General features: G+C 38.1%; 17 protein-coding genes. 8 read left to right on the top strand and 9 right to left on the bottom strand.

Annotated features, from left to right (window positions below; translation table 11 throughout):
- Positions 1 to 117: 117 nt before the first annotated feature.
- The 3 genes from M3189_RS12120 to M3189_RS12110 are packed head-to-tail and all read left to right on the top strand — an operon-like array spanning position 118 to position 2,719.
- Entirely contained in the window at positions 118 to 1,134 is a 1,017-nt protein-coding gene (locus tag M3189_RS12120; protein ID WP_251634308.1) for an ABC transporter substrate-binding protein, read from the top strand.
- A gap of 21 nt (positions 1,135 to 1,155) precedes the next feature.
- On the top strand, positions 1,156 to 1,926 hold the full coding sequence (locus M3189_RS12115; RefSeq protein ID WP_251634307.1) for an ABC transporter ATP-binding protein: 771 nt from the start codon (positions 1,156 to 1,158) through the stop codon (positions 1,924 to 1,926).
- On the top strand, positions 1,913 to 2,719 hold the full coding sequence (locus M3189_RS12110; RefSeq protein WP_251634305.1) for an ABC transporter permease: 807 nt from the start codon (positions 1,913 to 1,915) through the stop codon (positions 2,717 to 2,719). The genes M3189_RS12115 and M3189_RS12110 overlap by 14 nt, the downstream gene beginning before the upstream one ends.
- Positions 2,720 to 2,723: 4 nt before the next feature.
- Here M3189_RS12110 and ytkD read toward each other — a convergent pair whose 3' ends face one another.
- Together ytkD and M3189_RS12100 are read right to left on the bottom strand one after the other, a co-directional pair.
- On the bottom strand, positions 2,724 to 3,218 hold the full coding sequence (gene ytkD, locus M3189_RS12105; protein ID WP_251634304.1) for an RNA deprotection pyrophosphohydrolase: 495 nt from the start codon (positions 3,216 to 3,218) through the stop codon (positions 2,724 to 2,726).
- Between the two features lie 85 nt (positions 3,219 to 3,303).
- A complete protein-coding gene (locus M3189_RS12100; RefSeq protein WP_251634302.1) occupies positions 3,304 to 3,627 on the bottom strand; it encodes a hydrolase in 324 nt (107 codons plus the stop codon).
- Between the two features lie 237 nt (positions 3,628 to 3,864).
- On the opposite strand from M3189_RS12100, the gene M3189_RS12095 reads away from it, so the two are divergent.
- The gene (locus tag M3189_RS12095) at positions 3,865 to 4,122 is read left to right on the top strand and encodes a DUF6154 family protein (protein ID WP_179160128.1); all 258 of its coding nucleotides are present in this window, start codon (positions 3,865 to 3,867) and stop codon (positions 4,120 to 4,122) included.
- A gap of 102 nt (positions 4,123 to 4,224) precedes the next feature.
- Positions 4,225 to 4,389 carry a YtzI protein gene (ytzI, locus tag M3189_RS12090; protein WP_251634301.1) on the top strand — a complete coding sequence of 55 codons (165 nt, stop codon included), beginning with the start codon at positions 4,225 to 4,227 and terminating at the stop codon, positions 4,387 to 4,389.
- Positions 4,390 to 4,465: 76 nt separating this feature from the next.
- Here ytzI and M3189_RS12085 read toward each other — a convergent pair whose 3' ends face one another.
- Positions 4,466 to 4,939: an S-ribosylhomocysteine lyase gene (locus M3189_RS12085; RefSeq protein ID WP_251634300.1), complete on the bottom strand. Its 474-nt coding sequence runs from the start codon at positions 4,937 to 4,939 to the stop codon at positions 4,466 to 4,468.
- 141 nt (positions 4,940 to 5,080) lie between these two features.
- Here M3189_RS12085 and yidD point away from each other — a divergent pair, with 141 nt between their 5' ends.
- A complete protein-coding gene (gene yidD, locus M3189_RS12080; protein WP_251634299.1) occupies positions 5,081 to 5,308 on the top strand; it encodes a membrane protein insertion efficiency factor YidD in 228 nt (75 codons plus the stop codon).
- Here yidD and M3189_RS12075 read toward each other — a convergent pair.
- The gene (locus M3189_RS12075; RefSeq protein WP_251634298.1) at positions 5,305 to 5,868 is read right to left on the bottom strand and encodes a beta-class carbonic anhydrase; all 564 of its coding nucleotides are present in this window, start codon (positions 5,866 to 5,868) and stop codon (positions 5,305 to 5,307) included. The two genes, yidD and M3189_RS12075, sit on opposite strands and share 4 nt — an antisense overlap.
- 211 nt (positions 5,869 to 6,079) lie before the next feature.
- Here M3189_RS12075 and M3189_RS12070 point away from each other — a divergent pair, with 211 nt between their 5' ends.
- Positions 6,080 to 7,012 carry a metal ABC transporter solute-binding protein, Zn/Mn family gene (locus M3189_RS12070; protein ID WP_251634297.1) on the top strand — a complete coding sequence of 311 codons (933 nt, stop codon included), beginning with the start codon at positions 6,080 to 6,082 and terminating at the stop codon, positions 7,010 to 7,012.
- Positions 7,013 to 7,104: 92 nt separating this feature from the next.
- Positions 7,105 to 7,263, top strand: coding sequence for a DUF1540 domain-containing protein (locus tag M3189_RS12065; RefSeq protein ID WP_251634296.1), 159 nt, complete (start codon positions 7,105 to 7,107; stop codon positions 7,261 to 7,263).
- Between the two features lie 32 nt (positions 7,264 to 7,295).
- Here the strand turns inward: M3189_RS12065 and menC are convergent, their stop codons facing one another.
- The 5 genes from menC to menD all read right to left on the bottom strand — a co-directional run bounded on the left by menC (position 7,296) and on the right by menD (position 13,392).
- Positions 7,296 to 8,411 (bottom strand): o-succinylbenzoate synthase, encoded by a 1,116-nt coding sequence (gene menC, locus M3189_RS12060; protein WP_251634295.1) that lies wholly within the window; start codon positions 8,409 to 8,411, stop codon positions 7,296 to 7,298.
- A gap of 17 nt (positions 8,412 to 8,428) precedes the next feature.
- Positions 8,429 to 9,892: an o-succinylbenzoate--CoA ligase gene (locus M3189_RS12055; protein WP_251634294.1), complete on the bottom strand. Its 1,464-nt coding sequence runs from the start codon at positions 9,890 to 9,892 to the stop codon at positions 8,429 to 8,431.
- Between the two features lie 107 nt (positions 9,893 to 9,999).
- Positions 10,000 to 10,818 (bottom strand): 1,4-dihydroxy-2-naphthoyl-CoA synthase, encoded by an 819-nt coding sequence (gene menB / locus M3189_RS12050; protein WP_251634293.1) that lies wholly within the window; start codon positions 10,816 to 10,818, stop codon positions 10,000 to 10,002.
- Positions 10,790 to 11,644: a 2-succinyl-6-hydroxy-2,4-cyclohexadiene-1-carboxylate synthase gene (menH, locus tag M3189_RS12045; protein ID WP_251634292.1), complete on the bottom strand. Its 855-nt coding sequence runs from the start codon at positions 11,642 to 11,644 to the stop codon at positions 10,790 to 10,792. The genes menB and menH overlap by 29 nt, the downstream gene beginning before the upstream one ends.
- Positions 11,644 to 13,392 (bottom strand): 2-succinyl-5-enolpyruvyl-6-hydroxy-3-cyclohexene-1-carboxylic-acid synthase, encoded by a 1,749-nt coding sequence (gene menD, locus M3189_RS12040; RefSeq protein WP_251634291.1) that lies wholly within the window; start codon positions 13,390 to 13,392, stop codon positions 11,644 to 11,646. Before menD ends, menH begins: the two co-directional genes overlap by 1 nt.
- Between the last annotated feature and the right edge of the window lies 1 nt (position 13,393).

The raw sequence follows: 13,393 nt of genomic DNA, 5'->3' as shown, positions 1-13,393 counted from the left end.
CTTCCATTTTAATCTTAATTAAATTTATGTAACTGGGCATTCACACATTTATTACTTTATCATACGATATGGTAGGCCAATAGCCCAGACTTTGCTCTACTTGAAGGGGGTTTTAGTGTGAAAAAATGGTTTAAATTCAGTTTTTCATCGCTTCTCATTATGATTCTCATGTTCTCCATTGCCGCTTGTAACGGAACCGACAAAACCGATTCAGAGAAAATCGAAAAGGTCCGATTAGTGGAAGTTACCCGTTCCATCTTCTATGCTCCTGAATATGTTGCCATTGCTAAAGGATTTTTCGAAGAAGAAGGTTTAGATGTTGAGCTATCAACAGCCTTTGGCGGTGATAAAACCATGACTGCTTTGTTATCAGGTGGTGCCGACATCGCCCTCGTAGGCTCTGAGACATCAATTTATGTGTACGCCCAGGATTCAAATGATCCCGTCATTAACTTTGCACAATTAACACAAACAGATGGTACTTTCCTTGTATCCAGAGAAAAAATTGATAATTTCTCATGGGATTTATTAAAAGGATCTACATTCTTAGGTCAGCGTACGGGCGGTATGCCGCAGATGGTTGGTGAGTTTGTTCTTAAGCAGCATGGTATTGATCCACATCAGGATTTAAATCTCATTCAAAATATAGATTTCGCAAATATTCCAAGCGCTTTTGCTTCTGGCACGGGCGATTTCGTACAATTATTCGAACCGCAAGCAAGTATCTTTGAGCTTGAAGGTAAAGGTCATATTGTGGCTTCCTTTGGAACAGAATCAGGGCATGTCCCTTATACAACCTTCATGACTAAAGACAGCTACATGAAAGAAAACAAAGATATCGTAGAAAAATTCACAAGAGCCATTTACAAAGCACAGCAATGGGTAGAAACACACAGCTCTGATGAAGTTGCAGAGGCTATTCAATCCTATTTCCCTGATACAGACCTTGAACTTATTAGTACAGTAGTAGACCGCTATAAAGAGCAAGGCTCCTTCGCTACTGACCCAATCCTCGATAAAGAAGAATGGAACAATCTTCAGGATATCATGGACGAAGCTGGTGAACTTCCAGAAGTGGTCGATCACAAAACACTGGTTAATACTGAGATAGCTGAAAAAGTAAAAGACGAATAAATAAAAAGGGAGGCCGGCTTAATGAGTTTTTTAGCCATTAAGGATGTTCATCACACTTATTTCACTAAAGCCTCTGCCACCACGGCCCTCTCCGAGATTACCTTGCATGTTGAGGAAGGAGAATTTGTTTCCTTCCTCGGCCCTAGCGGCTGTGGCAAGACAACATTGCTTTCGATTATTGCCGGGCTAATCAAGCCTACCGAAGGGACTATTTTACTTGAAAACAAACCAACTTCAGGATTAAAAAATCAAATCGGTTATATGCTTCAGCAGGATTATCTTTTCCCATGGAAAACGATTGAAGAAAATATTCTCCTTGGTTTAAAGTTATCGCAACAATTGAACGATAAATCCAAGTTAGCGGCTATAGACCTTTTAAAGCAAATGGGTTTAAGCGGGATTGAGAAGCAGCTTCCGAAACAGCTCTCAGGCGGGATGAGGCAGCGTGCTGCTCTTGTAAGAACATTGGCAACCGAACCTAAACTGCTCATGCTCGATGAACCCTTTTCTGCTTTAGATTATCAAACTAAATTAAAGCTCGAGGACCTAGTATCGAATACACTGGACGCATTTGGAAAAACAGCCATCCTTGTTACACATGATATTGGGGAAGCCATTGCCATGAGTGACCGGGTTGTACTCTTTTCACCAAGCCCGGGCAGGGTTCATAAGGTATTTGACATGCCAGAAGAACTAAGAATTTTATCTCCTTTTAACGCAAGGAACCACGAGACTTTTTCTAGTATCTTTCAAACAATATGGAAGGAGTTGGAGTCACTTGAGTCTAGGTAAGAATAAGGTGAACCTCCTCCATAAGAATTATTTACATTCACTTACGATTGAAAAAAGATGGGTTCGATTTCATCAGGTGATTATCTTCTTAGTCTTTTTTACAGGCTGGGAAATATCCAGTCAGCAGCGGTGGATAGACCCGCTTTTGTTCAGTTCTCCATCTAAGATTTGGAATTTATTTTTAGAAAAATTTCAGGATGGATCATTACTATCCAATCTGGGTGTAACCTTAACCGAAACTATTTTTGGTTTTATTTTAGGTACCCTGCTTGGTACCCTACTGGCAGCGTTATTATGGTGGTCGCCAATGTTTTCAAAAATTATTGATCCTTATCTGGTAATCTTAAATGCTATGCCAAAGGTAGCCTTAGGACCGATTCTAATTGTTGCCTTAGGTCCTGGTTATCCTTCAATCATTGCGATGGGTGCCATTATCTCGGTTATTATTACTACACTTGTCGTCTATACATCTTTTAAAGAAGTGGACCCTAACTATATGAAAGTGCTGCAAACCTTCGGGGCAACACGTTTTCAATGCTTTAAAGAAGCCATTCTGCCTGCGAGTTTCCCAACAATCATTTCAACTTTGAAGGTGAATGTTGGATTATCATGGGTAGGTGTCATTGTTGGTGAATTTTTAGTTTCCTCTAGGGGACTTGGCTATTTAATTATTTATGGCTTCCAAGTATTTAATTTTACACTCGTCTTTATGTCACTGCTGGTGATTGCTGTCGTTGCCACGATTATGTATCAGCTGGTTGAACTGTTAGAGAAAAAACTTATCAAGGAATAGCGGCTTATAAAAATTTGTCGCTATTCTTTTTCAATTTGGAACTTTTAATATAATTTATACACGCAGGAATCACTTCATCCTTCATTATAAAGCTGTACTCATCCCCAAACCGTAATTGTAAAATATCTCCCTCCACCACAACAGGTCCATTCGTCTCGTAATAGTTATTTGTTTTACTAATCGATTTTATTTTGCCCCAAAAAACGGCCTTCACAAAAGAATCTTTTCCTTCTGTTACTTTATATTCTGCTATCTGTAAAAGTTCGTCCACTGTTGCACCTGTTTCCTCATAAACCTCTCGGCGAGCAGCATCTTCTAGAGACTCCTCTGCTTCCACTTTGCCCCCTGGAAATTCTAGACCTCGAACCTTATGATTGGTTAAATACCAAGCACCCTTGTACTGACTAATGACAAGCACATGCTTTGCATTTTTTTCGAATGCGTTTTTTGAAAAAGCTAGCTCCACTTTGTTCCCAAATTTATCATAAAACTCCTGCATCTATACTCTCCCCTTGGCTTTACCTATGGAATCATTATAATCGAAAAAAGCGGAAAATCCCTATAGAATGGATTTTCCGCTTCTTTCAACCTTGTTTTGGCAAAATATTCATTGACTCAATATGGCTTTTTGCTTCCTCATCCCCGAGGTTGTAAATCATCCCATATACTTGCTCAATTGTATTATCATAGGCGTCGTTTTCACGGTCATGATGATATTGAACATATGGAACATGAGCTCTAAAAAAGTTTTTCCATTCCGTTGAATAATTCTGATCAAAAAGCTCTCTTAACTGTATAATTTCCTCATCATTTGCTTGAATTTTAAAACTCCAAGTAGAAGCAGTTGAACTTTGTGAGATTTCTCCATGACCAACGTCTATATAATAGGTCTTTTTTTGCTCATCCATTATGTCATCCCCTTACTTATATTATTTAAAATTTTCCACAATCAAATAAAATTTATTCTTTTTCAAATTTCGACGTTTTTTTTAGAACTGAATCATGTATAATTGTCATAATATTAAGAAAATGGTTAACAACATTTTTATTGATTTTTGCTTCTAGGATAGAGGATATTTTTCATCATTAAGGGAATTGAATAAGTAAGGAAAAAAATTTAAAAAAATTCTTTGGAGGTGTACGAGATGAGGTTAGTCGATGAATTATTTCAAATGTATCGCGACAAGCTGACAGGGGATGAAGAGGATATTGATATGTTAGCATTCGCCTTCTTAGAAGAAATGTCACATGAGGATCTTCTCCACTTAATTAAAGAGATGGATAAACAAGAATTATATGATTTAATGGGGCTCTATTTAATTGAGAGCTTGAAAGGCAAATTTGCGCAAGAAGAGTACGGACAACAGCGCACCCATACTTATTATCCTAGGAATATCCATTGATTATTACATACTACCGTAAAGAGAACTGCCCTAGGCAGTTTCTTTTTTGGTTAAAAAAGTGTAAAACCATGCTAGAATATAAGAATACAAGGGGGGGAAATCATGTATACGATATTTGTGGTAAGCATTGTGATCATCATCGTAGTGCTATTGCTAGCTGTCATTACAACGTCAAAAGCTTATTCATTTAAACATACAGTAGATCCACTCGATGATAATCCATATGTAAATAACGAGATTAAAGAGGAAGAAGAAAAGAAGGCATAAAGAAAATTCCTATTCGTACAGAATAGGAATTTTCTTTAAATCTATCTGCAGCGCATAGGGGCTGCAACTTTTTGGTTTACGCAAAAACTTGTTTTAAATCTTCTTTACTTTGATCAAGCCAAAAACGCATTAGGCGTTTTGCCCCCTCTAAATCGTGAAGCTTCGCTTGTCCGCATTGTCTTTCGTTTGCTGCAGGAATCTCCATTATTTCAACTGCAGTCTTCATGGTATCTTCAAGGAGATCAATGATTTCTTCGACTGTCGGCTCACCACTGACAACTAAATAATATCCAGTTTGACAGCCCATAGGAGAAATATCAATAATATCGAAATGATGATATTTTTCTACATGTGCCCGAAGATTAAAGGCAAGGAGATGTTCTAGTGTATGAATAACATCTGGCTTCATAGCCTGTTTATTCGGTTGACAAAAACGGATATCATATTTATTAACAATTCCGTCGCTTCCTACCTTATGGACACCACAATGTCTAACATAAGGTGCTTTAACGGCATTATGATCTAAATCAAAGCTCTCTACTGAAGGCATTTTCCCCACTCCTTATTACTATCTATAATAGTATCTTACTATAAATTCCGAGTTTTTTCATCAACATTGTTCCATTTAACAATTTAGACGTTATTTCTTTTATATGATATCTTTTAGTAAACAGATAAAGGGAGTGACCCTATGTTAAAAAAAGTTTTTATTTCCATCATACGTTTTTACCAAGTTGCCATTTCCCCGATTAAACCACCTAGCTGTCGTTTTTACCCTACCTGTTCACATTATGGATTAGAAGCCGTTCAGCGGTTTGGAGCGTTAAAGGGCGGCTGGCTTACATTAAAGAGAATTCTTAAATGTCATCCCTTTCATCCAGGTGGAATTGACCCGGTGCCAGAAAAAAAGGAAATTTAACTTTGGTACCCATCAACAATAAGGTCTAATTTTCCTGTTTTTGGGTCAATGACTAACCCATGCACTGGAACACCTTCAGGCATTAATGGATGATTTTTAATTACCTCTACGCTATGTTCGACACTTTCGGTAACATTATCAAATCCATGAAGCCATTTTTTTATATTGATACCTGAATAGGTAAGCGTATCAATGGTTTCATCTTTTACCCCGCGGCTTAACATACTATCTATTACTGGTTCAGCTTTTAAACCACTCATCCCACAATCGTGGTGAGCAATGACTAGGACTTCTTCTGCTTGAAGCTGATATACAGCAATAAGAATACTTCTCATAATACTTCCGAATGGATGAGATACCAGGGCCCCAGCATTTTTAATGGTCTTTACATCCCCATTATTTAAGTTCAAAGCCTTTGGCAATAATTCCAATAATCTTGTATCCATACAAGTTAAAATGACCGTTTTTTTATTCGGAAATTTTGTGGTTTCATATTTCTCATATTCACGACTTTCAACAAAGCTTTGATTATAATCAAGTATTTCATTTAATAATGACATCATTATCCCACCTTTTTTTTGATTACTATAAGCATACATAAATACTAAATGATGTATCAACTTTATGCTTGCAATTATGGTATTTTTTTTGTAAGATACATAAGGAAATCGGAATCGTTCCGTATTATACATTTTTAAATATACCCATCCTAAAAATTTTTCGACTATAAATCGTAATAACTCCGGTTTATTCTCTCTTAAAGGAGCAACTATGAAAAAAATTTTCTTTTATCCAATAGTCATTTTATTACTGTTAATGACAGCCTGTAGTGCCGAAAAAGATGTAACACAAAAGGAAAAAGACAAAATCACCATTTATACTACTGTATTCCCGCTACAATATTTTACGGAGCGTATCGGAGGTAAATTCGTTTCTATTAATACAATATATCCACCAGGAGCAGATGAGCATACCTTTGAACCATCCCAAAAGGATATGATTAAATTGGCTGATTCAGACTTATTTTTCTATATCGGTTTAGGTTTAGAAGGCTTTGTGGAAAAAGCAAAGGAATCCTTAAAAAATGAAACCGTCTCAATGATACCAGTAGCCGAGGATTTAATTTTAGAACCTGCTGAAGACCATGAGGAAGATGCTGATCATGAAGATGAGGGCCATGGAGATTTTAATCCCCATGTATGGCTTGACCCCATCTATTCAAAGGAAATGGCTGCTGTAATAAGAGATTCTTTAGTTGAAAAAATGCCCAAAAATAAAGAAATCTTCGATGAAAATTATCAGCAGCTTGCAAATGAATTAGATCAATTAAATTCGGAATTTGAAAGTACCATTGAAGCTGCAAAACATAGAAACATCCTTGTGACGCATGCCGCTTTTAGTTATTGGGAGCAAAGATACGGCATCGAACAAATTAGTATTTCTGGTTTATCCACAACCAATGAACCAACACAGCGAGAACTAGAAGATATTATTACACTCGCCGACAAGCAAGGTCTGCATTATATCCTTTTTGAACAAAACGTCCAATCAAAATTGGCGGAGATTGTTCAGGAGGAAATTGGAGCGAGAGCTTTACCTGTCCATAATTTAGGGGTTTTAACAAAGGAAAACATTAAGGATAAAGAAACATATTTTTCTCTAATGGAGCAGAACTTAGAATCACTAAAGAAAGCCTTAAACTAGTTCTTTCATTCCCTTTTACTTACAGGGATGAGTAGAGGTAAAAAATCAAAGGCTATTTATGTATTACAAATGATTCTAAGGAGTGATACAAAATGGCTCAAGACGTTTTATGTGAAGTTAACAACTGCTCTTATTGGGCAAAGGGAAATAAATGCAGTGCTGAAAGTATTTATGTTGTCAGTCATAAAGGGAAAACAGCTGATAACGTTCAAGAAACCGATTGTAAAACATTTGAACCTTCCGATATATAAATTAAAAAATAAACCAGATATTATTGTCTGGTTTATTTTTTTTCGAATTTAAATGATTTCTCTAGCAGTGTGGTTTCTTTGAGCCTTTTTTTATTAATGCCAAACCCAATACCTGGAGTATCTGGTACGGTCACTAATCCATTTTCAACCTTTACTTCAGGTGTTATGATATCTTCTTCCCAAAATCGATTGGAAGCAGAAATATCACCGGGGATTGTAAAGCCAGGAAGCGAAGCGAGCGCAATATTATGCGCACGGGATATCCCAAATTCAATCATTCCCCCGCACCATACTGCTATTTTCTTCTCAAGGCAATAATCATGAATCCTTTTTGCTTCATAGAGCCCGCCAACTCTTCCTGCTTTAATATTTATTATTTTACAGCTTCCTAAGTCAATCGCATTTTTAACATCAACAAAGCTCACAATACTCTCATCTAAACAGATTGGGGTCTTTAACTCTTTTTGTAGCAATGAATGCTGAATGATATCGTCGCTTGCCAGCGGCTGTTCAATCATTAGGAGATTAAAGTCATCAAGTGCCTTTAATCTCTCAGTGTCTTTCAATGTGTAAGCAGAATTGGCATCAGCCATTATTGGAAGTTCTGGATAATGGCGACGTATACCGTCCAGCAAAGAATAATCCTGTTGAGGATTAATTTTAACTTTAATTCGCTGGTATCCTTCTTCTAGGTATTTTTCAATTTGTTTAAGAGAACTGCTTAGAGAATTTGCTGCAACCACGACACCAGAAGCAACTTTTCTCCTGCTGCCCCCGATACTGGCAGATAGGGATACTGAATTCCTCTTTGCATGCAAATCCCAAATAGCCATTTCTAGCCCAGCCTTTGCCATATTGTTTCTTCTAATTGAATTAAATAAAATGGCAGCCTCTTCAGGATGTGTTATTGGGTTATTCCTAAGCAAAGGGATTAATATATCTTCTAACAGATGTAAACTGGTTTTAACCGTTTCTTCTGTATACCAGGGTGTTGAAAAGGCCACTCCCTCCCCGTACCCTGAAACTCCATCAGAATCAATTACCTCTATGATTATTCCTTCACGTTCTGTAACAGTACCTAAATGTGTGTGAAAAGGTGATTTCAATGGCATACTTATCACATTAAGTTTGATATGTGCAATGTTCATTCACTCTTTCCACCCTTCTAAACCAATTCACACAGCTTCCTGCGCAGCAGTTTTTTAGCAGCGTTCCTAGGAAGCTTTTCGGTAAAATGGAACGTTTTCGGTACTTTGTATTTCGCCAAGTTTTCTAAACATAATTGTTCGAGTTCTTCCTTTGTTACATTTGCCCCTTCTTTTCTTACAATAAACGCCGCCGGAACCTGCCCCCATATTTCATCGTCAAAGCCAGTGACTCCAGCATCAGCTACATCGGGATGTGATAAGAGTACCGATTCAATTTCCGCAGGATATATGTTTTCGCCACCTGAAATAATGAGATCAGAGCGTCTATCAAGTACATATAAAAATCCTTCTTCATCCAAATAACCAATATCTCCTGTATGAAACCAACCTTCGTTAAATTTTTCCTTATTTATCTCTGGGCGATATAAATAACCCATTGTCACATTCGGACCTTTTACAATAATTTCTCCTGCTTGTTTTGGCGGAGCTGCTTTCCCATCCTCCAAAATAATCTTTAGTTGGGAAGGGAATAACGGCTTACCTGCTGAACCAAGTTTTGAGATGCTGTACTCCGGAGATAGTGTGACGAACTGTGAAGCCGTCTCGGTCATGCCATAGGATTGAAAAACTGGAATTTCTTTTGCCTTACACGCCTCTAGCAACGGTAAAGGTGCTGGACCGCCTCCTAATAGTGCACAGCGGAAGTGCTTCGGAAGCCGAGCTTCATTCAAAGTTTCAACCATTCTAAAAAGCATGGTTCCTACCACTGACATGATGGTAACTTGTTTCTCCTCTATATCCTCTATTATTTTGTCAGCATCAAATGTTTCATGAAGAATAACGGGCATCCCATAGATCACACTTTTCATTAAAATGGAATAGCCGCTTATATGAAAAATTGGCACACTGCAAAGCCAGCGGTCAGTCTCGGTATATCCTAAATTTAACGCGGATCCGACTGCGCTCCACCAATGGTTTCCGTATGTTTGAATAACACCCTTCGGATTTCCTGTTGTACCTGATGTATACATGACCGTACAAATATCTCCCAAATTAATTTCTTCCTGTATTGTAGGATCATTAGGAGTTACTGCAAACAATTCATCTTTTGTAATGACTGGAACCTCTACTTTTTGCTTTATTTCATGAAAGTCATTTTCAATAATCAACGAAACTGCCTTTGAGTCATGTAACTGCCAAACTAACTCTTTTGACGTTAAGCGATTATTTAAAATAACCGCCGTGATACCTAATAGCTGTAGTGCAAATAAAATCACAACAGTATCAAGATGATTTTTAAGTAATACACCTATATATTGATCCTTTTTCAATCCTAACTTTTGGAGCTGACCAGCTGTTTGATAGGTGTTCTCATATAATTCTTTAAACGATATTGTTCTCTTATTAAAATAAACAGCAACCCGGTCCGGCGTAAGGTACGCCCTATTTTTCAAAAAGTTAGGCATTAATTCGTTATTCATTTTTTCACCTACTTATTCTGTCTAGCGTAAACGGCCTAGGCGCATTCGCTTGTCGATATAAAAACAGCCTGATGGAGTCCATCAAGCTGCGTTCAAAACTTTTAAAATCAAGGAAAACGTGGGAATTGACCAAAATCTGGCTTACGCTTCTCTTTGAATGAGTCACGGCCTTCTTTTGCCTCTTCTGTTGTATAGTATAGTAATGTTGCATCGCCAGCGAATTGCTGAAGCCCTGCTAATCCATCCGTATCTGCATTCATTGCTGCCTTTAAGAAACGAAGTGCAGTTGGGCTCTTCTCAAGGATTTCATTACACCACTGAATCGTTTCTTCTTCGACCTTTTCAAGTGGAACAACTGTATTTACTAAGCCCATATCAAGGGCTTCCTGTGCATTATATTGACGGCATAGGAACCAAATTTCACGAGCCTTTTTATGACCAACAATTCTTGCAAGATAGCCTGAACCATAACCAGCGTCAAAGCTCCCTACTTTCGGACCAGTTTGTCCAAATACCGCATTATCGGCTGCAATCGTTAAATCACACACAATGTGTAAAACGTGACCGCCGCCAATCGCATAACCCTTAACCATTGCGATAACTGGTTTTGGAATGACACGAATTAAGCGCTGCAAATCTAGAACATTTAAACGGGGGATTTGATCATCTCCCACATATCCTCCATGTCCACGTACACTTTGATCACCGCCGGAACAAAACGCCTTATCTCCTGCTCCTGTTAAGACGATAACCCCTACATTTGAATCATCACGCGCAATGGCAAAAGCATCAATTAACTCCATAACGGTTCTTGGGGTAAATGCATTATGTACATGTGGGCGATTAATCGTGATTTTCGCAATACCGTTATATGTTTCGTATAGAATTTCTTCATATTTACGTTCTGCTACCCATTCTACTGTCAAAACAATCTCCTCCTTCGTTTTTTGCTGACAAAAAGTCACTTACTATTGTATCAAACTTTTCTTTTTGTTCCACATGAATTGCATGGCCGCTATCATTAATTACAATCCATGAAGCTTTTTTCATTTTCTTTTGCATCTTTTCAGCAATTTTGCAAAACTTTTCATCCTTATTCCCTGTTAACAACAACACTTCACAATCAAGCAAGGATAACTTTTCCCACCAAGATGGCTGAGAACCTGTCCCCATCCCTAGAAGGCTATTTGCAAGACCATTAGCATTATTGGATAATCGTTGTTCTCTAATACCTTCTTGAATAGGCGTTGGAAGATTCTTCATTGTTGAAAAGAGTGGAATTCCTTCCCAGTAATCGACAAAAGATTGAATTCCTTCGTCAATTATAAAGTTTGCTAGTTCCCCATCTTTCATACGACGCTGCATTCTTTCTTCCTCTGTCATTAGGCCTGGAGAAGCACTTTCCAATAGTAGCTTTCTAACTCTATCCGGATAAAGGATTGCAAAGGTCAATGCAAGTCTGCCCCCCATTGAATACCCAAGCAAGTCTATTTGTTCAATTTCTAGCGTATTCAGGAGAATATTCAGGTCTCTGGCAGCAGCCTCTACTTTATAACGATTTATGTCTTCAGGTGATTCTGAGCTCCCATGACCGATAATGTCTGGGATAATTAATTTAGAGTGCCTGCTCCAAGAAGGGTAAAAAGGTGTCCAAGTGGAATAATCTCCAGTAAACCCATGTAATAAAAGTAATGGAAATCCTTCCCCGCACAATTCAACATGGTAACCTATATCATTAATCTTCAGCTGCATTAATGAGCACCTTTGACAAAGTTTGATATTTCCTGGGAAACAACTCGCCAAAATTCGCGGTGTTGTGTTAAATTACTGTCTCTATTTGTTACCACTTCATAGACATTTAATCCTTTGACTTCAATAGATTGGTTCATTAGTTCACGGAGATGCTCCCAATCCTTTACTTTCGTATAGTTCCCACTAAACATTGCAACTGCATGCTCAAATTCTAAGTTTAATGGAGTACCAAATAGTAGTTCAAAATTCTTAGGATGCTGGGATTGTGGCAGGAAGGAGAAAATCCCTCCTCCATTATTGTTAACTACTATAATTCGTATATCTAGTCCATATAACTTCGCTGCAATCATCCCATTTAAATCATGGAAAAAAGTTAAATCTCCTAGAATCAGGTATAATGGTTTTGAATATAATGCTGCTCCTAAGGCCGTTGATACCGTTCCATCAATTCCATTAGCGCCTCTATTAGCCATTACTTTTATTGATTTATGATTATTGAGAAAGAAACTATCTAAGTCTCTAATAGGCATACTGTTCCCAACGAACAAAGTCGCTTCCTCTGGGAGCATTTCTGCTAATTGATAGAACAACCTGCCCTCACTTAACATCTGGCTATCCTTAATCAAAGCCATGTTTGCTTTTGTAAGCTCATTAACTTCCTGCCATTTTTCCAAGAAATCCGTAGACTCTCTAGCTTCCGTTAGAGTTGATAACTGCTCGCAAAAAATGGTTTCGTCACAGAAAATCATTTCTGTTGATAATGTTGCCGGATCCCTCCAGCCCCCAGCCCCGTCAATGACAAATTGTTCAGTTTGATGATTCTCTTTTAGGAATATGGTTAATGCCTTAGAAACAGGCATTGCTCCAAACCGAAGAATGACATCTGGCTTCAAATATGCCTTGGCGTCTTCATTCCGTAAGAAAGTATCATAGGCTTCCACAATATTCTCTAGTGGATGGAGTCCACTCCTGAGCTGTGACAATGGATCTGCTAAAATTGGAAAATTTAGAGAAGCTGCTAACTGTGTGACAGCTTGAGCAAACCGGTTGTCAGCAATGTTTCCGCAAACAATAATTCCTTTTTGATAACCATTTAGCTTTTGAGATATCTCCCTAAATTCGTCCTCCCGAATCGTTAATTCTCCATTTCGAACATTCACATAACCCATTGGACGTTCTTTTAATTCAAAGATTTCTTCATCGAGTTTTGGTATGAGCGGTTCCCTGAATGGAAAATTCAGATGGACTGGTCCAGCAGGTGCCTGACTTGCAATAGCAGCTGCACGTGCACCAACAGTTCGGGCATAACGAATTAATTCATCACTATTCTCGGGCAAAGCCATATCTGCGAACCATTTTACATGCTGACCATATAAATGAATTTGGTCAATCGCTTGTGGGGCACCAACTTCTCTAAGCTCATGTGGACGGTCAGCGGTTAGAACTAGTAATGGTACTCGTGAATACCGAGCTTCAATAATTGCTGGAAAATAATTCGCCGCAGCTGTACCAGATGTACATAAAATGGCTACTGGCTTGTTCGTAGCTTTTGCAATCCCCAAAGCAAAGAAAGCTGCCGAACGTTCATCTACATGGATATGGATATTTATTGCTGGATGTTCTGCCATTACCATTGCCATAGGAGTGGACCTAGACCCCGGACTAACCACAACATCCTTTATCCCTGTTTGTACTAACTCAACAACAAAGGCAGCTAAATAAGCTGCTAATGATTCTTGATGATTCATA

This window comes from Neobacillus niacini, assembly GCF_023715415.1.
Classification (GTDB): Bacteria; Bacillota; Bacilli; order Bacillales; family Cytobacillaceae; genus Neobacillus; species Neobacillus niacini_C.
This window is presented reverse-complemented; position numbering and strand designations above follow the sequence as displayed.

Bases quoted from the DNA above. Each gene is read 5' to 3' on its own strand.
- M3189_RS12115 (WP_251634307.1), top strand. From the start codon at position 1,156: ATGAGTTTTTTAGCCATTAAGGATGTTCATCACACTTATTTCACTAAA.
- ytkD (WP_251634304.1), bottom strand. From the start codon at position 3,218: ATGCAGGAGTTTTATGATAAATTTGGGAACAAAGTGGAGCTAGCTTTT.
- M3189_RS12100 (WP_251634302.1), bottom strand. From the start codon at position 3,627: ATGGATGAGCAAAAAAAGACCTATTATATAGACGTTGGTCATGGAGAA.
- M3189_RS12095 (WP_179160128.1), top strand. From the start codon at position 3,865: ATGAGGTTAGTCGATGAATTATTTCAAATGTATCGCGACAAGCTGACA.
- ytzI (WP_251634301.1), top strand. From the start codon at position 4,225: ATGTATACGATATTTGTGGTAAGCATTGTGATCATCATCGTAGTGCTA.
- M3189_RS12085 (WP_251634300.1), bottom strand. From the start codon at position 4,939: ATGCCTTCAGTAGAGAGCTTTGATTTAGATCATAATGCCGTTAAAGCA.
- yidD (WP_251634299.1), top strand. From the start codon at position 5,081: ATGTTAAAAAAAGTTTTTATTTCCATCATACGTTTTTACCAAGTTGCC.
- M3189_RS12075 (WP_251634298.1), bottom strand. From the start codon at position 5,868: ATGTCATTATTAAATGAAATACTTGATTATAATCAAAGCTTTGTTGAA.
- M3189_RS12070 (WP_251634297.1), top strand. From the start codon at position 6,080: ATGAAAAAAATTTTCTTTTATCCAATAGTCATTTTATTACTGTTAATG.
- M3189_RS12065 (WP_251634296.1), top strand. From the start codon at position 7,105: ATGGCTCAAGACGTTTTATGTGAAGTTAACAACTGCTCTTATTGGGCA.
- menC (WP_251634295.1), bottom strand. From the start codon at position 8,411: ATGAACATTGCACATATCAAACTTAATGTGATAAGTATGCCATTGAAA.
- M3189_RS12055 (WP_251634294.1), bottom strand. From the start codon at position 9,892: ATGAATAACGAATTAATGCCTAACTTTTTGAAAAATAGGGCGTACCTT.
- menH (WP_251634292.1), bottom strand. From the start codon at position 11,644: ATGCAGCTGAAGATTAATGATATAGGTTACCATGTTGAATTGTGCGGG.
- menD (WP_251634291.1), bottom strand. From the start codon at position 13,392: ATGAATCATCAAGAATCATTAGCAGCTTATTTAGCTGCCTTTGTTGTT.